The 20,641-nt window shown below is 37.7% G+C and carries 14 protein-coding genes; 6 read left to right on the forward strand and 8 right to left on the reverse strand.

Annotated features, from left to right (window positions below; genetic code table 11):
• Positions 1-72: 72 nt before the first annotated feature.
• Complete coding sequence (locus D7V20_RS11915) at positions 73-816, reverse strand: sporulation protein (protein WP_120384478.1); 744 nt, start codon at positions 814-816, stop codon at positions 73-75.
• Positions 817-895: 79 nt separating this feature from the next.
• The gene (locus tag D7V20_RS11920) at positions 896-1,360 is read right to left on the reverse strand and encodes an Lrp/AsnC ligand binding domain-containing protein (protein ID WP_010115212.1); all 465 of its coding nucleotides are present in this window, start codon (positions 1,358-1,360) and stop codon (positions 896-898) included.
• A 138-nt stretch (positions 1,361-1,498) separates the two neighbouring features.
• Between D7V20_RS11920 and D7V20_RS11925 the strand changes: the two genes are divergently transcribed.
• The 6 genes from D7V20_RS11925 (at position 1,499) to D7V20_RS11950 (ending at position 8,583) form a co-directional block, all read left to right on the forward strand.
• Positions 1,499-2,758: a D-amino acid dehydrogenase gene (locus D7V20_RS11925; protein ID WP_120384479.1), complete on the forward strand. Its 1,260-nt coding sequence runs from the start codon at positions 1,499-1,501 to the stop codon at positions 2,756-2,758.
• 77 nt (positions 2,759-2,835) lie between these two features.
• Positions 2,836-3,939, forward strand: a complete 1,104-nt coding sequence (gene alr / locus D7V20_RS11930; protein ID WP_120384480.1) for an alanine racemase — start codon at positions 2,836-2,838, stop codon at positions 3,937-3,939.
• 45 nt (positions 3,940-3,984) lie between these two features.
• Positions 3,985-4,356 carry a RidA family protein gene (locus D7V20_RS11935; protein ID WP_213072512.1) on the forward strand — a complete coding sequence of 124 codons (372 nt, stop codon included), beginning with the start codon at positions 3,985-3,987 and terminating at the stop codon, positions 4,354-4,356.
• Positions 4,357-4,506: 150 nt separating this feature from the next.
• Positions 4,507-5,937 carry an amino acid permease gene (locus tag D7V20_RS11940; RefSeq protein WP_120384481.1) on the forward strand — a complete coding sequence of 477 codons (1,431 nt, stop codon included), beginning with the start codon at positions 4,507-4,509 and terminating at the stop codon, positions 5,935-5,937.
• 142 nt (positions 5,938-6,079) lie between these two features.
• The gene (locus D7V20_RS11945) at positions 6,080-7,183 is read left to right on the forward strand and encodes an acyltransferase family protein (RefSeq protein WP_120384494.1); all 1,104 of its coding nucleotides are present in this window, start codon (positions 6,080-6,082) and stop codon (positions 7,181-7,183) included.
• Between the two features lie 83 nt (positions 7,184-7,266).
• On the forward strand, positions 7,267-8,583 hold the full coding sequence (locus D7V20_RS11950) for a hypothetical protein (RefSeq protein ID WP_120384482.1): 1,317 nt from the start codon (positions 7,267-7,269) through the stop codon (positions 8,581-8,583).
• Positions 8,584-8,628: 45 nt separating this feature from the next.
• On the opposite strand, the gene hemJ is transcribed toward D7V20_RS11950, so the two are convergent.
• The 6 genes from hemJ to D7V20_RS11980 all read right to left on the reverse strand — a co-directional run bounded on the left by hemJ (position 8,629) and on the right by D7V20_RS11980 (position 20,639).
• On the reverse strand, positions 8,629-9,081 hold the full coding sequence (hemJ, locus tag D7V20_RS11955; RefSeq protein ID WP_120384483.1) for a protoporphyrinogen oxidase HemJ: 453 nt from the start codon (positions 9,079-9,081) through the stop codon (positions 8,629-8,631).
• A 76-nt stretch (positions 9,082-9,157) separates the two neighbouring features.
• Positions 9,158-10,390, reverse strand: coding sequence for a beta-ketoacyl synthase N-terminal-like domain-containing protein (locus D7V20_RS11960; RefSeq protein ID WP_120384484.1), 1,233 nt, complete (start codon positions 10,388-10,390; stop codon positions 9,158-9,160).
• 286 nt (positions 10,391-10,676) lie between these two features.
• Complete coding sequence (locus D7V20_RS11965; RefSeq protein ID WP_120384485.1) at positions 10,677-14,510, reverse strand: DUF4132 domain-containing protein; 3,834 nt, start codon at positions 14,508-14,510, stop codon at positions 10,677-10,679.
• A 117-nt stretch (positions 14,511-14,627) separates the two neighbouring features.
• Positions 14,628-16,775 carry a hypothetical protein gene (locus tag D7V20_RS11970; protein WP_120384486.1) on the reverse strand — a complete coding sequence of 716 codons (2,148 nt, stop codon included), beginning with the start codon at positions 16,773-16,775 and terminating at the stop codon, positions 14,628-14,630.
• On the reverse strand, positions 16,772-17,968 hold the full coding sequence (locus tag D7V20_RS11975; protein WP_120384487.1) for a VWA domain-containing protein: 1,197 nt from the start codon (positions 17,966-17,968) through the stop codon (positions 16,772-16,774). Before D7V20_RS11975 ends, D7V20_RS11970 begins: the two co-directional genes overlap by 4 nt.
• Positions 17,961-20,639: a DUF5682 family protein gene (locus D7V20_RS11980; protein ID WP_120384488.1), complete on the reverse strand. Its 2,679-nt coding sequence runs from the start codon at positions 20,637-20,639 to the stop codon at positions 17,961-17,963. Before D7V20_RS11980 ends, D7V20_RS11975 begins: the two co-directional genes overlap by 8 nt.
• Positions 20,640-20,641 lie beyond the last annotated feature (2 nt).

Raw genomic sequence — 20,641 nt, forward strand, 5'->3', positions numbered from 1 at the left:
AAACTGGTACATCTAAGCGGATTGATTGCGCCACTTTTGAATATCATTCAAGTTGAAAAGTGGCTTCTATTTTTAGATTCCAAGCATTCTTCGGATTTCATTAACCAAAGTTGCTGGAGTGGCATGTTGATGGGGAATGGTTAAACTTTTAAAACCATCGCCTCTAAACTTGCGATCAACTTCCAGTAGTACATGTGTTTGATGTTGTTCTGCAACAAATGAAACTTCAACTTCATTGATTCCATTGAAAAATGTTGTTGGTTTAAACTCTAACTCTTGGTAACAACCAATGGTTGAGTGAAAACCATGCCCACGCAGCTGACCTTTTTCTACATCTACAGTTGCCAAATGAAAGCCACATTGTTGCATGGCTTGAATAAAAGCTTGCATAGTCGGTGTCGGTAAAATCTGCAAATAGTCTTTATCTGTCGCATCAAGTCCCCAATCGACATCTAAATGGGTATGTAACCACACACGAGTTTTATTTAAGCGACAAGGCACTTGAGTGATTGGTGTTTCAAAAGGCAATTGGATTGAGAAGGGAAGGTTGTGCGATTGGTTTGCTTGCAGTTCAAAAGCGCCACTGATATGCCATTGTGCAATAGTTAAAGCTGTATTGTATTCAGAATCATCAGATTCAACTTCAGCAGTGGTCATTAATTTTAAAAAGATACCATTGATATTCTTGTTAGATGTAGCCCCTTTAAAGATCACTTCCCCATTGATCACTTGACCCGCTTGTGGTGTTGCCGTGTATATACAAGTATTGACTTGAACGCCTTGCATACCAAGATTTGACATGAGTTTATTGAACATTTATTTTGAACTTCCAGCGTTTAGTTTGTTAATTTTCTGCTATTCAAATATGAGGCTGGGACGATGTCAAGATCAAGTCTTAATGAACATCTAAATACAAAGATTCTTTAATTTCTTCCATGACAATATAGCTATGTGAAGAAGCCGAGGAAGGTAACTTTTTCAACAAATCACCTAACAGTCGGCGGTAAGCACTCATTTCTTTTAAGCGTGCTTTGACTAAATAATCAAAATCTCCTGAAATCAAATGACACTCTTGTACTTCTGAAATTTCCATTAAATCCTTAGCAACCTGTTCAAAAACATCACCCGATTTTGCTGAAAGACTGATTTCAAGGAAGACCAATAAGTTTCGATCTAGATGCTTAGGGTTGAGCCGAGCGTGATAGCCCATAATCACACCATCTCGTTCTAGTCGTTTCACACGCTCAGAACACGGTGTTGTCGATAAGCTGACCCTTGAGGCAAGCTCACTGATGGCAATTCGACCTTCATTTTGTAGAATATCTAAAATCATCCGATCGATACGGTCTAATTTATGCATCAATAATTTCCTCTTTTTAATCCTTTTTCACGACAAAAAATTAAAACACCTAAATTATAGCCGTAAAAATAGTGAAATAAACTATTGAACCGAAAATATACTAGTGAAATAAACTAGTAAATGCGTAAAGGATGAGAAATGCGTGTAATCGTATTAGGTAGTGGTGTCATTGGCGTAGCAAGTGCATATTACCTCGCGCAGCAGGGAGCACAAGTTACAGTTTTAGATCGTCAAGCAGGACCCGCAGAAGAAACCAGTTTTGGTAATGCAGGTCAGATTTCACCTGGATATTCGACGCCGTGGGCTGCCCCGGGTATTCCATTCAAAGCTGTGAAGTGGATGTTCCAACATCATGCACCTCTTGCCATTAATATTGATGGTAGCATGTGGCAGTTACAGTGGATGGCACAAATGCTGAAAAACTGTAACTCTGAAAGTTATGCAATTAATAAAGAACGTATGACACGTGTTGCTGAATATAGCCGTGATTGTTTGCGTGAACTAAGAAAAGATACAGGTATTAGCTACGAAAACCGTTCAAAAGGAACATTACAAGTTTTCCGTAACGAAGCTCAACTTGAAATGGTGCAACGTGATATTGCTGTACTTAAAGAATGTGGCGTACCGCATGAGTTATTGTTGAAAGATGATTTAGCTAAAGTTGAACCTGCTTTAGAACATGCCAAAGATAAATTGGTCGGCGGTTTACATCTTCCAAATGATGAAACAGGTGATTGCTATCTATTTACCAATGCCTTAGCGAATTTAGCAAAAGATTTAGGCGTAGATTTCAAATTCAATCAAAATGTTGAAAAGCTGATTACTGAAGGTGATGAAATCAAAGGCGTGTTGGTGAATGGCGAAGTTTTAACAGCGGATCGTTATGTACTGGCTTTTGGTAGTTATTCACGTGATTTCTTAAAACCGCTTGAATTGAATTTACCTGTTTATCCAGTGAAAGGTTATTCACTCACCATTCCAATTGTTGACGCAGCATATGCACCGCAATCGACTGTACTCGATGAAACTTATAAAATTGCGATTACACGTTTTGACCAGCGTATTCGTGTAGGGGGTATGGCGGAACTCAGTGGATTTAACCACGGTTTAAATTCAGACCGTCGTGGCACTTTGGAAATGGTCACTCAAGATTTATTCCCGGGTGGTGATTTGGCACAAGCGTCTTTCTGGACAGGTTTACGACCAATGACCCCAGACAGCACACCAATTATTGGCGCAACACGCTTTAAGAATTTATTCCTCAATACTGGGCATGGCACATTAGGTTGGACAATGGCTTGCGGTTCAGGAAAATTGATTAGTGATTTAGTCCTTAATCATGAAACGGATATTAGTACAGAAGGCTTATCTATTCAGCGCTATCCACATGCTGCATAAACTTAATCAGCTGTGAAATATCGATTCATTCAAAAATATCCAACAAGATAGACGTTTAAGATTCAAGGACGAATGTAATGCCTAGACCAATTACTGCAATCATTCATCAGGATGCATTGCAGCATAATTTAAATGTTGCTCGACAATTCATGCCTGATAGCAAAGTGTTTGCTGTGGTAAAAGCCAATGCTTATGGGCATGGCCTTGAGCGAGTTTATGATGCATTTAAGTCTGCCGATGGATTTGCATTATTAGATATTGCAGAAGCAAAACGTATTCGTGACTTAGGTTGGACTGGCCCGATCTTATTGCTAGAAGGGATTTTTTCAGCTGAAGATTTGGTTGATTGCGAACGCTATCAGCTTAGTTTTAGTATTCACAATGAGCATCAAGTGCAGTGGCTTGAACATTATCAAGGCATGGCACAATTTGATGTGTTTTTGAAAATGAATACGGGAATGAATCGTTTAGGTTTTAAACCCCATCTTTATTCAAATGTATGGCACACATTAAAACAATGTAAAACGGTCAAATCCGTGACGCATATGATGCATTTTTCTGATGCGGATGGAGATCGTTTTGGTCAGTCTGGAATCGAATATCAGCATACACTTTTTGAAGAAACCATCAAAGATTTAGCTGGTGAACGTTCACTGTGCAATAGTGCTGCAATTTTAAGATATTCCAAAGCGTTACATTCCGATTATATCCGCAGTGGCATCATGCTATATGGTAGCTCTCCTGATTATCCAACCCATTCAATCCATGATTGGAATCTCAAACCAAGCATGAGCTTACGCAGCGAAATTATTGCTATTCAAAACTTAGAAGCTGATGAAACTGTAGGTTATGGTTCAAAGTTTAAGGCAACACATGCAATGAAAATTGGCATCGTGGCATGCGGTTATGCAGATGGTTATCAACGAATTTCTATGGATGCACCAGTCTTGGTCGATGAGGTTCGTACTCGCACGATTGGACGCGTCAGCATGGATATGTTGGCCGTAGATTTAACCGATATTCCTGAAGCAGACGTTGGAAGTGAAGTGGTGCTTTGGGGTACGTCATCCAACGGTGCTGTGCTTCCAATTGATGACGTTGCCGCAAGCTCAGGAACAGTGGGTTATGAGTTGATGTGTGGTGTGACTGCGCGTGTTCAATTTATCACGCAAACCAATTAATCAAACCAAATAATCAAAATGATTATCAACGACAAGGAAATCCTCATGTCAAATGATTTACAACATACTGATATACAGAAAATCAATAGCACAGAAGTGATGAGTGCTGTGACTGTATTTAACAAAGTCGTGTATTTGTCTGGTCAAGTACCTAAAAATACCGATGCTGATATCACAGGACAAACTCAAGACATTTTGGCGACGATTGATCAATTATTGGCATTGGCTGAGACTGATAAATCACGCTTATTATCTGCGCATGTTTATATTAAAAACCTTGCAGACTTCCAAACTTTTAATGCTGTTTGGGTAGATTGGTTAAAAGGTTGCGTAGCGCCTTCACGTGCGACAATTCAAGCTGATTTAGTGAATCCAGATTGGTTGATTGAAATTGCAGTAACAGCTGCACAGAAATAACAACAGTATTCACAACAGCTGTTGTGAATTAAGACTGAACCACTTTTAAGCAGTGTGGTTCAGATGGTAACAGGAAGAACGATAGAACGAGGATGTTCTGACGCCAAAAGCGAGTTTGACCTCCAAGAAAATGTCAAAAAGGATATTTTTATGACAACTTCAAGCCATTCAGATGACGCACAATCGTCGCCACATGAGCTGCAAAGAAAATTATCGAATCGTCATTTGCAGCTGATTGCAATTGGTGGTGCGATTGGTACAGGTTTATTTATGGGATCTGGGAAAACAATCTCCCTCGCAGGTCCTTCTATTTTAATCATTTACATGATTATCGGTGCGATGTTCTTTTTCCTCATGCGTGCATTGGGCGAAATTTTACTTTCAAATCTCCACTACAAATCTTTTATCGATATGGCACATGACCTGATCGGTCCTGCTGCTGGTTACTATATTGGTTGGTCATATTGGCTCGGCTGGATTCTGGTCGGTATTGCTGACTTAGCTGCTATTATTAACTATCTCAATTTTTGGCTTCCAGAAGGGATGGCCTTTACACCGACAGGACAAGCACTGATCAGTGCCGCCTGTGTGTTATTGGTCTTAGGCATTAACTTATTAACGGTTAAATTGTTTGGTGAAATTGAGTTCTGGTTTGCGTTGATTAAAATTTTGGCCATTATTGGCTTGATTTTAATTGGTGGCTATATGGTCTTTAGTCATTTCCAAGCACCAAGTGGTTCAGTTGCAAGCTTTAGTAATGTCTGGTCGCATGGTGGAATGTTCCCTAAAGGTGTCACTGGGTTCTTAGCTGGTTTCCAAATCGCTTTATTTGCCTTTGTTGGGGTAGAGTTGATCGGTACGATGGCTGCTGAAACCAAAGACCCTGAAAAGAATTTACCGAAAGCGGTGAATGCGATCCCTACACGTATCATTTTGTTCTATGTATTGGCATTGTTTATTGTGATGTCAGTTACACCGTGGACAGAAATTCCAGCAGATCAAAGCCCATTCGTTTCGTTATTCTTACATGCAGGAATCGGTGGTGCTGCGGTTATCATGAATTTGGTGGTGTTATCTTCGGTAATGTCGTCAATGAATAGTGGTGTGTTCTCAACCAGTCGTATGTTGTTCGGTTTGGCTAAAGAAGGGCAAGCGCCTGAGAAATTAGCAGAGCTTTCTAAACGTGCGGTTCCTGCGAAAGGTTTGCTATTTTCATGTGGCTTTATTATGGCAGGTGCTGCATTACAATACTTTGTTCCAAATACGGTTGAAGCTTTTACTTTGGCAAGTTCTTTATGCGTGATTTTATTTATTAGCATTTGGAGTATTATCATGGTTTGCTATATCCGCTACAGAAAATTGACACCTCAACTACATGAAAAATCGACATTTAAAATGCCAGGTGGTGTTTGGATGTCTTATGTTGTTTTGGTCTTTTTAGCGTTTACACTGGTGATTTTGAGTTTAGAGCCTGATACTTTAAAAGCGTTAATGATTAGTCCGTTATGGTTGATTATTTTAGCGATTACCTATCAAGTTTTATATAAACCTCGTATGAAAAAACGTAATCAAAAGCTGTAATGATTCCAATAATCAGGAGATGAACTTTAGGGCATCTCCTGAATACGATTTAACAATATGATCAAATTAAAATACTGAATTCATAGTGAAATAAATATAAAAATCTATTTTAATAGCAGCATCCAAAATGAATAAGCGTGCTATGAGAAATAATAAAATTGATGTACTGCGTGGAATTTTGATCCTTTTGGTTTTGATCCATCATTTTAATATTCCTTATCAATTACATGACACCGTTTTGGGTATATCAATCTTTGGTGAAAGTCTAAGTAGTTTAATTGCTCGCAATGGCAATTATGGTGTGACCATGTTCTTTGTTATTTCAGGTTTCTTAATCACACAACATACATTACAACGCAGTCATTCTCTAGCTCAAATCAATCTCAAAGATTTTTATATTCGCCGTGTTGCTCGAATTATGCCGTGCTTAGTATTACTGATTGCTATGGTCACAATACTAGGTGCAATCGGGCTTAAACCATTTATGAATCAAGCACCGAATGGTATTGAAGTCTCTTATGGATTAACTGTTTTTTCTGCTTTTACATTTTGGATGAATATATTGATCATTGAAAATGGCTGGGTTAATTATGCACTTGGGGTTTTATGGTCATTGTCTGTTGAGGAAGTCTTCTATTTGGCCTTTCCGATTCTGTGTTTAACACTTGGTCGAGGCAAAGGTTTGATTGCATTTCTGCTCGCTATCATTGTTTATGCACCGTATTTTCGTGCCTTACACTTTGGGGAAGCAAGTGGCGCTTATCTATACCATTATTTTTCCAGTTTTGATGGAATTGCAATCGGTTGCTTAACCGCTTTGATTGCTCAGAATCTGCATGAGAAAATCCAGTTCCCTAAATTGGTCATTCCCATAGTTTCTATTTTAATGATTACATTGTATTTGTATGCACCAATTAAAGAAGTGAGCATTTGGGGGATTAGTCTTTTTGCAATATTATCTGCGATTTTGATTTTCTGTTTTGCACAGAATCCACGCACTGAATCAGCCTCTATTTTCTCAAAAGCTATGCTATGGATTGGTCAGCGTAGTTATGAAATGTACTTATTTCATTTGATTATTTTAGGTTTGTTTAAGGTTGTTTATTTGCCTAAAGCAAGCTTGCCCATCGAAAAATTAATGTTATTACCTATTTATTTTATTGGTGTTTTTATTCTGAGTTGGGCGATTGAGAGGTATTATTCAACACCGTTGAATAAGAAGATTCGCAATCGTTTTACCGGCTAGAGCGATTAAAGCAACGCTTTCAATTGTGCTATATTGTGTGCTTTATACAAAATTGAAAAATATAAAATGATTAGGATGACAATGTGTTAAAAAAAATTGTTTTGGGAATGCTGGTCTTTTGTTTTATTTTTGGCGGCGCTTATGTTGTATGGTTACAAAAAGAGGTTAAGTTAAATCAAGAAGTTGTAAATATTTTAAAACTTGTTCCAGCATATGATCCCAATATACAACAAACGGCATTTTTTTATGCCAATGGATTTGATGCATTAGCAGATGTTAATCCGTCAGTATTAGGAAAAGAGCGCTATGATTTAGATTGGAAGTTGTATTTAGCCAATCCAGATGCGCAGAAAAATAGTCAAAATTTCTCAGCAATAACAGCCCAACAAATTGATTATAAAATTTTCTGGAGTAAAGAAGATAAAAAGCTGATTGCTGAAATTCAAGATCATTTGAATTCGGCAGATTATACTGAAACATCTTTCTGGAATGAAAATAAAACAGCTATAAATGCTTTGCTTGGTCAAAAACAATTTTTATTAGATCGTTATCAACAATTGATTCATCAACCGAATTATCAGGCATTGATTCAAACACCAACAGCAAATTCACCTTATACTTTATATTTCGATACGCATATATTATTTCTTGCCAATCTATATTTGAAGGGAAGTACGGATAATGTATTGGCATATATTCATCTAAAACTTGATCGCTTAAATCATAATTTAAATAGTGTGGATAAAGCTTTGATTATTGTTCAGGTCAATCAAGCGATTGATGTGCTCAATATTTTGGCACAGCACCAATCTAAACAAATTCAATTGCCTCAATTGAATGCTGAACAGTTAAGCTCTGAGAAACAAGCTGCTTATGAAATGCGTAATAATTATTATGTTTTTAAAAATATAGATGATCGCCTAAAACGAGCAAGTGATCAGACTGCAGGCTTGGCTAAATTATGGGGAAAAATTTATACCCCTTTTGCCTTTGATTTTAATCAGTCGATGAATCAAGCTTATTTAAATTATCAGCCTTATATCGAAGTTTCAAAATTACCGTATTCAAAATTTAGTGTGAAAATTAATCAGATTGAATTACCTAAACAAAAGAAATGGGCGCTGCGTAATAATATTGGTAATATTCTGAATCAGGTTGGTGGTTATGATTGGGCGCAAGAGATTTTACAACCAAGACTTTTAGATAATAAAATTCAGGTGTTTAATATCATTAATTCAAAGCAAAATTTAGATGTAGCAATCGCTAATAAAAGTAAAGCGGGCTATGTTTTTATTCGAAATAGAAATCAGCTTTGTGTAGAAAATCCATTTAAGAACCGCCAACAACTCAATAAACGGTCACAGCAGGATAGTTGTATTTATCTTTATTCAAAAAGTTGAAGACATAAAAAAACCTCCATCTAGGAGGTTTTTTTAATGCATGGATTAGAAGGTTGGTTTAACCACAACTAAAATAATCACAGCAAGTAAAATTAAGGTCGGCATTTCATTAAAAACACGCCAAAATTTATGTGATTTATAATGGGCATTGCCAATCAGCTTTTTGCGATAATAGCCACAAACAAAGTGATAAATCACCAATAGTCCAACTAAACCTACTTTTAGATAAAACCATACAGCTTCATGGTAATGATACTTTGCATCGCCCCAATCGACCAAGAAGTGTGCCGTAATCAGCGTTGCGATCATTGCAGGCCACATAATCCCACGATATAACTTACGTTCCATAATTTCAAAGCGTTGATGACTAATCGCATCATCACTCATTGCATGGTAAACATATAAACGTGGTAAATAAAATAAAGCAGCGAACCAACACACTACGGCGATAATATGTAAAGCTTTTACCCAAAGGAAAGCTTCAGAAGGAGCATCCATCAATTTACCCTTTTAAGGGCAGTGTGTTTGAAATTGATCATTCAAAATGATCTTTGAATGATCAATATTTCTCAGCTTAGCCTTCCCATTTTTTGAAAATAAGACAAGCATTTACACCGCCAAAACCGAAACTGTTACTCATCACAGTATTCAATTTTGCGTCACGTTTTTCAAGTACAATATCAAAACCTTTTGCGCCTTCGTCCAATTCAGTGACGTTGATGTTCGGTGCAATAAAGTCATTTTGCATCATTAATACAGAATAGATTGCTTCTTGAACGCCTGCTGCACCTAAGCTGTGACCTGTCATTGACTTGGTTGAGCTGAACGCAGGGACGTTACCTTCACCGAAAGCACGTTCCATTGCTTTAAGCTCTGTGATGTCACCCGCAGGAGTTGAGGTGCCATGTGTGTTGACATAATCGATCGTCTCTACACCATGTTGTTTTGCTTCTTCTAAAGCCATCAAGATACAGCGTGTTGCCCCTTCACCTGATGGTGCAACCATGTCTGCGCCGTCAGAGTTAGCTGCATATGCAACAACTTCAGCAAGGATATTTGCACCACGTGCTTGAGCATGTTCAAGTGATTCAAGAACCACAAAACCACCACCACCAGCGATGACAAAACCATCACGGTCTGCTGAATAAGGACGTGATGCCGTTTCAGGTGTGTCATTGTATTTTGAACATAATGCACCCATTGCATCAAACAATAAGCTTTGTGACCAGTGATCTTCTTCACCACCACCCGCAAGCATTAAATCTTGTTTACCCAATTGAATCAGGTTATATGCATAACCAATCGCATCGGCAGAGGTAGCACACGCACTGGTAATTGAATGTGCGATACCTTGCATTTTGAATGCAACACCAACGTTTGCCGTAATCGTATTTGACATATTACGTGGGACGAAGAAAGGACCAATTTTACGTGCGCCTTTTTCTTCTAGTAATTTGACCATTTCAGCAACAGAGGCTGTTGAGTTACCACCTGAACCACCTGCAATACCATAACGAGGATTGCCACCGATTTGCTCAGGTGTTAAACCTGCATTTTCAACTGCAGCCAAGGCAGCATTGTAGGCATACATGGCACAAACGCCCATGAAGCGTTTTAATTTACGGTCGATGCCATCAAAATCTTGTTCAGCTGCCGCACTGACATGGCTTTTGAAATTCAATTCTTCATAAGTAGGATTATGGCGAGTTCCAGAAATACCATTTTGCAAAGAATGTGTTACATCTGCTAGGGAATTACCGATACACGAATTAATACCCATACCCGTAATTACAACACGACGGTTCATGCAAAGTCCTTTATTTATAAATAGGGATACAATGGAGTCATTTAAACGTTTTTAGTTTTCTATCGCAATGGCGAAAGATACTGATTCGTCACTCAACTTTCATTCAACTGAAATTTGTATCAAACTGAGTGTAAAGCATGGTCATACTTAGTTTTATTGCTTATTTTAAAACGCATATTTGAGCTATTTTTTTAGCTAAAATTAGGCAAAACCATCCATAACGCTTATGCATTATAGATGGTTATTGCAAGTCAACGGCTAAAAAGGACGGACACTTTACAAGATTTTACCAAGGTGTTTTCTTTTCCCAGTCAGGGTCAAAACCATGGGTTGAGTCAGCTATTTTTAAATAATCGGCATAACTTTCAGCCAGTAAAATAGGTGGAATTTCTTTTAAAGGCAGGTCATGACTGTTCCAAGAGCGGCTGCCTTTTTTGGAAAATGCCAATTCATAGAGTACAGCAGGGATATTTTCCTCTGGTACATAGCTACCACTAAAAGTGATTTCTACATCAATTCCCAATTGTTTAAAGGGCTTGGTATAGCGATCAAATGATCCACCATCTTCAATACTGGCACGTTGGTAACCAAGTTTGGTCATTACACCACGTAAGGTGAAGGTATCGGTTAACCAGCCTTTGCGATCGTTAATTTCAGTGATATTGTCATTTTCCAGCTTAGGCACATGATGTGTCATCTGTTCAAACAAGAATTTCAGCTTATAGTCTTTAAAATGTGTAATCCAAGCTTTGGCTTCATCTTCACCAACTAATACGGCATGTGAAATTTGAATTTTACTATCAACACTCAGTTCAATTTCATCATCTTCAAGATTGAGTAAAGCACCATCGTCACTCGGTCTAAAGCTGACTTTCTCACCATTGGTTTTGATTTCTAACCAAACCAAACGCTGAATTAAACGTTTCATAATGGGATGTTCAAAAATATATTCTTGCCATTCAGCAACATTCCATTGGCGTTCACTACACATCGCTTCGTATAAGCGACCTGTTTGCATATCAATAACTTGTTTAAACTCTTTTTTACTGGTGCTGAATAAGGCTTTGGCTTCTTTAATTAAGCTTTCGTCATCATTTTGACGTGCAGCAGGCAGCGCTTTGATTTCCTTACCTTCTTCATTTCTCAGAATAAATTTATCTTTGTCATCTACAATTGCTGTAAATTGGCGAGAACCATATTGCAAATTCAGGACAGCATTTTCATCCAAACCTGCGGTCGGAATAGTACGATCTGCCAGTTCATCACTACTCCATTGATTCCGTTCTGCAATTTCAGAAACTAAAATATTTGCCAAAGTTTGAACGGATGCAGTTCTGTAACGGCGTGATAAAGACAGCAAAAGCTGAATAATTAGCGGATCATTGCTGAGTGATAATGCGCTGATCATGGCTTCAATTTGTGAACGGCGGGTGTAGTGCTGTTTCATGTAGTTTTGCAGGAGTTTGACGGCAAAACCTCCTTGTGCATGGACAGTCAAAGCCAGCATACCTTTGCTCTTAATTGCAGAACCTAAGTAAATTGCCAATTGTTCACGTTTAATTTCTTCAATGACTTCTTCTAAACTAATCGTGCCATATCTTCCGTAATATTCAGGGTATTTTTCACCATAACGTTTATACATATCACGATAATTGTTAAATCGAGCGGGTGCTTCTTTAGTGGCATAAGCCGCCGCTTCATCTAAACTTGGGCTTAAAGTGTCTTGGTGAATAAAGCTTTGTAATAGATGGTTAGCGATGAGCTGTTGACTTTTTGCATCAAGCAAGCCGATGTAACGTTGTAACAATTCATTGGCTTTGGGTTCTTTAAGTTTTTCGGCTAAAACAACCCACCATTGAATAATGTCAGGATCGACATTGCTGCCATCTTGCCATGTTGCTTTCGGTAAGGTTTTAAAATCGAACCATGTAAAGCTTGCAGAAAGTTTACCTTTTAACCCTTGCTCTGCCTCTTTGAGTAAAACAGCAGGTTTGAGATAAGCACTAATATCTTCACCTAATTTTTCCAGTGCAGTGAGTAATGCTGCGCGAACCACTTCTTTTTTCTCTTTTTTCAATAGTGCATTCAGTGGTTTAATGGCTTCTGGATGTTGCAAACGAGCAAGCCATTCGATTGCTGTAATTCGAATTTCTTGTTTGCCTGATTCAAGGGCTTCGATCGCCCGTTGCTGAATATTTGGAATGTTTTGCAATGCTTGCTGTGCATCAAAACGCAGACGTTTATTTTCACCCAAAGCAAATTCGAGTAAACGTGGAATAAATTGACTTGGAATAGTAGGGAAGCACTTTAAAACATAGATCGCATCTGAGGCATTAAATGCTTGATATTGATTTTTCTCCAAAGATGGCGAAAGCCCAAGTGCTTCCGTCAGAAAGTCCGTATTTTCAGCAAAGAACGGCCAAATCTTTTCAGGATCATTGATATATTCAGTTAGACTTGAATAATAAGAAGAACCCATTAAAACGCCTTTAGCAACTTTACGTTTTGGCTCAGTAAATTTCGCAATTTCTAAGGCTTGAACCAAATCTCGTAATTCATATTTGCTATATTCCGCAGGGTTGAGCATGTCAAATAAATTGGCCCAATATATCCAATCTCGATTTTGGTAACTGAGTAGACGTGCTGCATGTACGATGGAAAATTCAGGATATTTTTTATATTTATTTTTATAGGTAATAATATTTTCATAACGATGATACTTGATCATCGGTTTATCGTCATTCAGCGCATCGACAGTCGCTAAAAGGGTACTTTCTTTGATTTCTTTCAGTTGTTTTAATCCATCTTTTGCCCAGTTACGTTTGTACTGAGGTTCGTTTTTGTTATATTCAATTTCATCTACAACGGCTTGTTCTGCTTTTTCAAGCAACTCTTTATAATTGTCTAAAACATCTTGTGTGAAGCTTTGTGGAATTTTGCTTACAATCAGTGGGGCTCTTTCAGGAATATCAAAGTGTTGTATTTGATCTGCTGAATCAACGGATTGAAGTCTTTGAATCGCCATGAGTAGATTTTGTTGTACAGACTTTTGTTTTTCTTGAGCTAAAGCCTGCTCTAAAATCGTTAAATTCTCTGCACCTAAACGCGCCAATAAATCTGCTGAAAACCCACGCTCTTGACTTGACCCATCACGTAAGAATTCACCTAAATATTTTTGATTATCATTGAGATCTAATTGAGCAAGTAAGCTGGTGGCTAATGTACGAATCGTTTTAGATTTACCCACAGCCAGTTTTACGATTAAATCGGGGATTCGAATCAATAAATCTTTCTTTTCAGCAATATATTCCAAGAAAGTTTCTTGTCCAGCGACTGAAAGTGTAGGAATGACTTCCCTTAATTGGTCAAGGCGACCCCTTATATATTCCTGACAATCTTTGATTTCCAAAATGCGATGGAAGTCAGCACGGTGATAACTATCTATCTGTTTACGCTCAAATAAATATGCTAATAACTCTTCACCCAATCCTTCTTGGTCGTATTCAAGTAATTGTCTAAACTGTTCAAGTGATAAATTATTTTTAATCTCTTTGGCTGGATCTGCTTCACTAAATTTTCTATTTTCAAACATGACAATGTAAATATCGATCGTCAGATAAATAAACCATGCAGGAATTTTTTCATACACATTTTTAAAGTTTCTTTGTTGTGTTGCCGCTTCCAAAACTTTTGCAAAGCGAATGATTTGTGCAGCATCTAAATATTCAAATAATTTTCCATAAAATTGGCGGCGCGCTTGTACTGAGTTATTCGCAAGCTTATTTTGCTTTTTATCGAGTTGGATGTTGCCCCAATACCAGCCATATGTACCTGGTTTTCCTAAAAGAAGGAGTGCTTTTTCATCGGGTAAGTTATTTAATTTAAGTAACACATTCGGGTTGTCACCTTCAACAATAAACGCCAAAACCTCCTTGTGTAAGTCTTGTTCAATTTCGGTCAAGGGTAAAAATATTTTATAGAGTGCTTCGACTTTTTTTTGAAAGTCTTCATTATATTGGTTAGCGCCTGCTTGCGTTTTTGTTTCTATTGTTTTAGATGTTTCTTTATTCTCTGATTTGGAAAATAGAGATTCAATTTTTGAAAATAATTGATTGAACATAATGATTTCCTAAAGTGACAAAATGCCATGACTTAAATATTAGATTTGAAATTTCACTTGGTTATTCATCAAAATTATAGAGAAACTTAAACAGATTTAAATGTCGAAAATAATCTATCACGACATAGTTTGACCTTCTAAAATTATCCGTTGATTTAAACGTTGTAGTTGTAATAAAACGTGTCGCCATTTGAGTAAATGAATTGCTAGGTTATTTTGAGTAAGATTGAACCTTAAACTATGGGCAACAAAATCAAGACCTAAATCTGAAAACTGTTGTGCAATATTTTGGATTTTATCTAAATCCACCTGATCAAGCACAGCGCGACCTGTATTGGCATAAAACTCTAAAAGTGTCTGAATTTCGATGACCAAAACATCAATTGCGGAATAGTTTTGATGGTTTTTCCACTGTTTCTTTTCGGCTAAAAGTTTTTCAAAACGACCTGTGATTAATTCAGCTAAGCTACTTTTCTTTTGTATTGGATAATCATAGTCCAAACTAAATATTTTTAGGCCTTTTGCTGTGTCTAAAAACACACTGCATGGAATCAATTGAATCGCTTTGGTTGTGGTATCAATTCGGACTAAACTTGCGACAATTTGATCGTTTTGAATCAACTGAGTTAAATGTTTGATACGTGCACGATACTCGGGTTCAATGGGTAAGGATAATTTAACAGCGATACCTTGCTCATCAACCACACGATATTCAAAACTTTGCTCAAATTCATTTAAATCAGGCGCTGAAATACTTTTATGACGTAGTAATACATAACGAGATTTGGGTGGCTCTAAACTAGAGTGCGGTGTAATCAACGTTTGTAAGTCGTGCCATTTAGAAACGCCGATATTTAATTGATCGAGATCAGCTTTTTTAAGATCACTGACTAAACCTTTCTGTATAAAACGAGTCTCACTAGTTGCACTGAATGAGGTCTCAGAACTGGCTTTCGCATCGATCAATTCAAGTTGATGTTGTAACACATAACTTAGAGAACTTCCCCAAATTCCTGTGGCAGCTGCGCTATGCATATCAAAAGTACGATCTAAATGATTGGCACGTGCTTGGGTGACTTCTTTGAGCTGATTTTGCTGGCTATCCCAAAAACATACGGTTAACCCATGTGCACCACTTTCGGTACTCCACCATTCACAACCTAGCGGAATCAAATGCTCAACGGTTTCCTGTTGATAATCACGCTGAACTGAACCACGTAATTTTGTCAGTGCTTTGGTTTGCAGTTCAGGGGCTAGGCGTTGAACTTCAGACAATGCCACTAAATACGCGTATAAATATGCAATTTGATTAAAGATTTGTTGTTCTTCAACTTGGACGTTATTTTCTAAAAACTGCTTCATCGTGCCATGTAAAGTACGTAATACACTTCCAAGTCGTGGCAAACTTTGCGCACGTGCTTGCATATTATAAATGTGTAATGCCATCACAGATTCTTTAGCAAGGTGCGAAAGTCCTTGTTGAATAAAGTTTTGACAAATGACTTTTAATTCTTCAATAAATTCAAAATCATCAGAAGAAAGTTGATGTTCTGAACGCTGTTCGTGTTGTGTTGTATCAATTGCCCATTGCCATGTTTCAGGACGATGTTTAAGCCATAAATAAGCAATACAAGCCAAATGCCCCGCTATTTTTTGTTTATCAGGAATGTCCGAAAGCATGCCTTCAAAACCGGTTGTAGGGTAGAGTAGGACTTTATTGGGACTTAAATCCGTTTGAAAACTAATTTTTTCAGCTTGAATATCAACTGTACAAAGCGTTTGATTGGTTTGCCAATTTTGCACCAGTTCATAAGCAAGACGAACATTAGCTTTTCCCGCTTTTTTTTGTATTTTGAGATGATCAAATTCTAAAACAACATCTAAAGCATTTTTTGTATTTTCAATAACTTGTGGTGCTGAAATATTTGAATTTTGATCTTCGGGTTTGTGTTGAGTCGTTGTTTGCTCGATATTTTCAGTTTGTTTGACGGATTCACTAAAAACAGCTGTATTGTCCTGAATCCATAAAATACTGCTTAAAATATGCTTACAGCTACCTTGTGCAGAACAGTTACAAGAGGCTTTTGTAATCCCTTCACTGGGCAATTTAACTTCGCATTCTTCAACTTTAAACAATAACTCAGTCGTACTTTGTGATAGCAATTCAACTTCTGCCAACGCTTTGCGTGCTCGTCTTAATAAGCCTGCATTGCTGTGCATGGTGAGGCTATCTTCATCATATTGCGTATAAATTTGCCAACTCATTGCATCACCTCTGCAAACCATGTCGCCAAATGTTCTGGTGTCATGGCAGCGATTTGCATGCCACGTTGTTGAAGTTTTTGTGCCATATTCATGTCATAGACAGGATTTGCAGTTTGATCCAGTGCAGCAAGACCTAAAAGTTTGCAGCCTTGTTGGTTGAGCTGACTGGTTATATTCAACATGTGTTGAACGGATGCACCTTCTTCAAAGTCACTGATTAAAACCAAAATACTACGATTCGGTTGTTTGATTTTGCTTTGACAATATTGCAAGGCTTGTCCGATATTGGTTCCACCGCCCAATTGTATGGTCAATAAAACTTCGACAGGGTCGTGTGCTAAATGACTCAAATCCACAATTTGCGTATCAAATAACACAAGGCTGATCTGGACCGCAGGCAGTGCTGCCAAAATACTCGCACAAACAGCGGCATACATGACTGAATCAAGCATTGAGCCACTTTGGTCAACACATAACACAATTTCCCAAGGCAAATGTTTCTGGACACGTGCATTAAAATAAGGGGTTTGAATAATCAGTTTTTGTAATTCAGGCTGATAGTTTTTGAGGTTGGCTTGAATGGTTTTTTTCCAGTCAAAATTCTGTGCTTGTTTGATATGTGAACGTTTAAAACGATTTCGACGACCTTGTAAGGCTTGTAAAAATTGCGAACGGACTTTTTGTAGCAACTCTTCTACGACTTTTTGAATCAACTCTCGAATTGCATCTTTCATCTCATTGCTTAAACGACCTCGCATACTCAGTAATGCCTTTGCGATTGCAGGATTCGGTTCAAGTTGTCGTACATGCTCTGGGTTTTTGAGTAATTCTGTCAATTGATAACGTTCAATCGCTTGTTTTTGCATGCGTTCAAATGTCGATTTTGGAAAAAGCTTTCGACTCTGATTGAGCCAATTGATCGCATTCAATTGCGAAGCCTCTAAGCCGCCATGTCTATTTTTCGCTTGTTCGACACCACGGCGCTTATATTCATTTTGATATAAATAATCTAGATTGCGTTCAAGCTTTAATTGGTCAGCAGACAAAGTTGCTGCGGATAAGCTTTGATCGGCATAACGACCTAACATTAAACGCCAACGCCGAGCTTGATCCATTTGATCAAGTGCTGTTGATGGGGCATTGTCTCTATCTTTATTTTCAATATTGTTTTGATCAGGAAGCAATTTACTCATTATCTGCTCCTTGAGAGGTAGAATGGGGGCTTAGAATCTGAGCATCTTGAATATGTTGATTTGTTTGAAATTTAGAATAGCTATCGTGTGAGCTTGCTAGTAGCCATTGATCTAAATGGTCATATTCAAATAATCTACGTAATTGTTGATTAAGCTGAACGCCTTGTAATAGATCTTTTTCACCCATATGGCTGAGCACTTGATCTAAAATCGCGTCATCCCCCAATCCTGTCATTTGAGCAATGATTTTAGACACTTTGCTACTTTGTTTGGGGGTAAGTTGACTGAAGATATAACGCATATCAGGGAGGATTTGGATAAAAGTCTCTTCTGACCAATGGGTAACCAGTTGGTATAACGCATCAATTGCAACTTTTGATTGCACAAAAATTTCAGGTGCGATGAAGAACATTCCATGTAAATATTGCACTGATTCTTCAGATTCACTGCCGATTGCAAAGGCAAGTTTAAGCTGCTGTTGTAATTGATTTTGTTCAATTCGATGATCTAAAAATTGTAAAACATGAATTGCACCTTTAAGCTGATTGAGATGAAACAGATTGATTTGGTTGAGATCAATCTGTGCGTACATCAAATCTAATAAATCTAAATATTGTGTATCGAGTGTTGGATGATTGAACGGAATTGCATGCTGTTTTAGATTTAAAATCAATTCATGTAAGGTTTTGAGGTTTTTTAAATTGCTTTCAATTTTTTCTTCATGCGTATCATACAATTGATCCAATAGAAAGCAGGCTTGATAAACAGCAAAATTTAAACGATGTGCGACAGCATGTTCGGGTAGATTCAATAACTTCCGAGCATGCCATAAATAATAAAGTTGTTGAGCAGCACCAATCACAGAAGCCAGATTTTGATCTGTTTCAAGATAACCATCCAGTTGTTGATTGAGTAATTGTATATGCTGTTTTAAGCCCAAACGACAGGCTAAAGCCAACAACTTTGCTGTTTCATATGCAGATTGACCAAGACCATTTTGTTCATTGTCTTGTTGTAATTTAATGATTTTGAGCAGTGCAATCTGTTCCAGCTGATTGCCCATTTCAGCCAGTTCAATCAAACGAGCTTCGACACTTGGTGTCCATGCATAACGCCATTCTTCAAACAACAAGTCTAAACTTGCGCCATGCACAAAATCGGGTCCTGAAAGACGCTGTGCAAAGTGACAATCAACAAACGCCAGTAAATGTAGATATTGGCTGATGTTTTGATGTAATGGCTTACGGTAAATATCCAGTTTACGATTGCGTAGAATTGTATCATTCAGATTAAAACGAAAATCTTTAACTTGTTGATAGGTATTCTGTAGAAGTGCAGGGCTATGTTGGTGGCTTGCGACTTTCCCTAGTTGTTGACCACTTAAAAATTTGAAAATACAGCTCAACAAATGATGCTGACCATCTTCAATCTCGCCTTTAATTAAAGCTGTTTGCAAGGCATCTAATAGGTCATAACGACTTGGTTGATAATGTCCTCGAAGCATTGCCAATTGCCAAGCCAACTCAGCCGTATTTTTTAAGGCAATATAAGGAGTGACTTCCAAGGCTTGTTCTTGCGCAAGAAAATGACAAAGCTCGTTTAAATATTGGAAAAAATTGAGCTGAATTTGTTCAGATGTTTGAGTGTTGTTTTGATTTAAATTCTGCCAAATTTGTTGATAATAAGCAGGTGAAGGCATACCAGATGCATAACCATTTAAAGCATCCAAACGATCAAAGCTATAACGAATCAACCATGCCTGTTCTTGCCAGTTTTGTTTTTGATCTTTGACAATAAAACGTTCAGCTGTTTGAGGGTTAGCTAAGTTTTCAACCAATGCAAGGGTGTGAAAACCGCCAGTAACCACTAAAACTGTATGGTCAGGGTGAATCGTATCCTGAATACAATTCCACATGACATCTTCACGGTGTAATGACGCTTCTTGCAACAGTACATCTTTTTCATAGTCTAATCGTGCTAAAGAACACCAAGCAAAAACCTCATCAAAAAAAATATCAGCTTTAGCTAAAGATTCAGTCTGTTGCAGTTCGAACAAATGATCCCAAAGTTCATCATGATTTCGACAATGCATTTTCAACGCCAGTTCTTGAATATACTGACTATGTGCAAAATAACGCTCAGACAAGAGGCTTTTTTGTTGCCAATCCAAATCAGCTTGTTCAGTTTTCAATGCGCTTTGTTTTGCCCAAGCTAAGTCAATAAATTTAACATTTGCTTGAATGTTCTTAGCCTGTTGAATCGCAACCCATTCTGGGGAATATTCACAAAATGGAAAATAAGCTGAAAATAGTTCGGGTAGTGTTTCGGTTTCATCCTCATCATCTTGCTTGGTTTTTTGTTTTGAAGATGTTTTGGTACTTGATGATTGATGTAGAGGTTGGGCTTGCGCAAAGATCGCAATAGGTGGTTGCGTTTCTATATCTTGTAGGCTTTCGATTAAAAATTCAAAGCTGGTTGGTGCTTCAATCAAAATATGGGTGGGTTGTATTTCCTCAATATATTTTTTTAAAGCATAGGCGCAAACAGGGCTGTGGTGGCGAATCGGTGCAAAATAAATATTTTGTTCTGCTAACTTTTGTTTAAGTTGAAATGCCTGCTTTAATCGTGCGGGCATTTCATCAAATACATCATTTTCAGCCTGTTGTTGCATGA

The organism is Acinetobacter rongchengensis, assembly GCF_003611475.1.
Taxonomy (GTDB): domain Bacteria; phylum Pseudomonadota; class Gammaproteobacteria; order Pseudomonadales; family Moraxellaceae; genus Acinetobacter; species Acinetobacter rongchengensis.

Excerpts from the sequence above, each read along its gene's own strand:
- D7V20_RS11945 (WP_120384494.1), top strand. The coding sequence starts at position 6,080 with ATGAGAAATAATAAAATTGATGTACTGCGTGGAATTTTGATCCTTTTG.
- D7V20_RS11965 (WP_120384485.1), bottom strand. The coding sequence starts at position 14,510 with ATGTTCAATCAATTATTTTCAAAAATTGAATCTCTATTTTCCAAATCA.
- D7V20_RS11925 (WP_120384479.1), top strand. The coding sequence starts at position 1,499 with ATGCGTGTAATCGTATTAGGTAGTGGTGTCATTGGCGTAGCAAGTGCA.
- D7V20_RS11980 (WP_120384488.1), bottom strand. The coding sequence starts at position 20,639 with ATGCAACAACAGGCTGAAAATGATGTATTTGATGAAATGCCCGCACGA.
- D7V20_RS11970 (WP_120384486.1), bottom strand. The coding sequence starts at position 16,775 with ATGAGTTGGCAAATTTATACGCAATATGATGAAGATAGCCTCACCATG.
- D7V20_RS11975 (WP_120384487.1), bottom strand. The coding sequence starts at position 17,968 with ATGAGTAAATTGCTTCCTGATCAAAACAATATTGAAAATAAAGATAGA.
- D7V20_RS11960 (WP_120384484.1), bottom strand. The coding sequence starts at position 10,390 with ATGAACCGTCGTGTTGTAATTACGGGTATGGGTATTAATTCGTGTATC.
- D7V20_RS11940 (WP_120384481.1), top strand. The coding sequence starts at position 4,507 with ATGACAACTTCAAGCCATTCAGATGACGCACAATCGTCGCCACATGAG.
- alr (WP_120384480.1), top strand. The coding sequence starts at position 2,836 with ATGCCTAGACCAATTACTGCAATCATTCATCAGGATGCATTGCAGCAT.
- D7V20_RS11920 (WP_010115212.1), bottom strand. The coding sequence starts at position 1,360 with ATGCATAAATTAGACCGTATCGATCGGATGATTTTAGATATTCTACAA.
- D7V20_RS11915 (WP_120384478.1), bottom strand. The coding sequence starts at position 816 with ATGTTCAATAAACTCATGTCAAATCTTGGTATGCAAGGCGTTCAAGTC.
- hemJ (WP_120384483.1), bottom strand. The coding sequence starts at position 9,081 with ATGGATGCTCCTTCTGAAGCTTTCCTTTGGGTAAAAGCTTTACATATT.
- D7V20_RS11935 (WP_213072512.1), top strand. The coding sequence starts at position 3,985 with ATGTCAAATGATTTACAACATACTGATATACAGAAAATCAATAGCACA.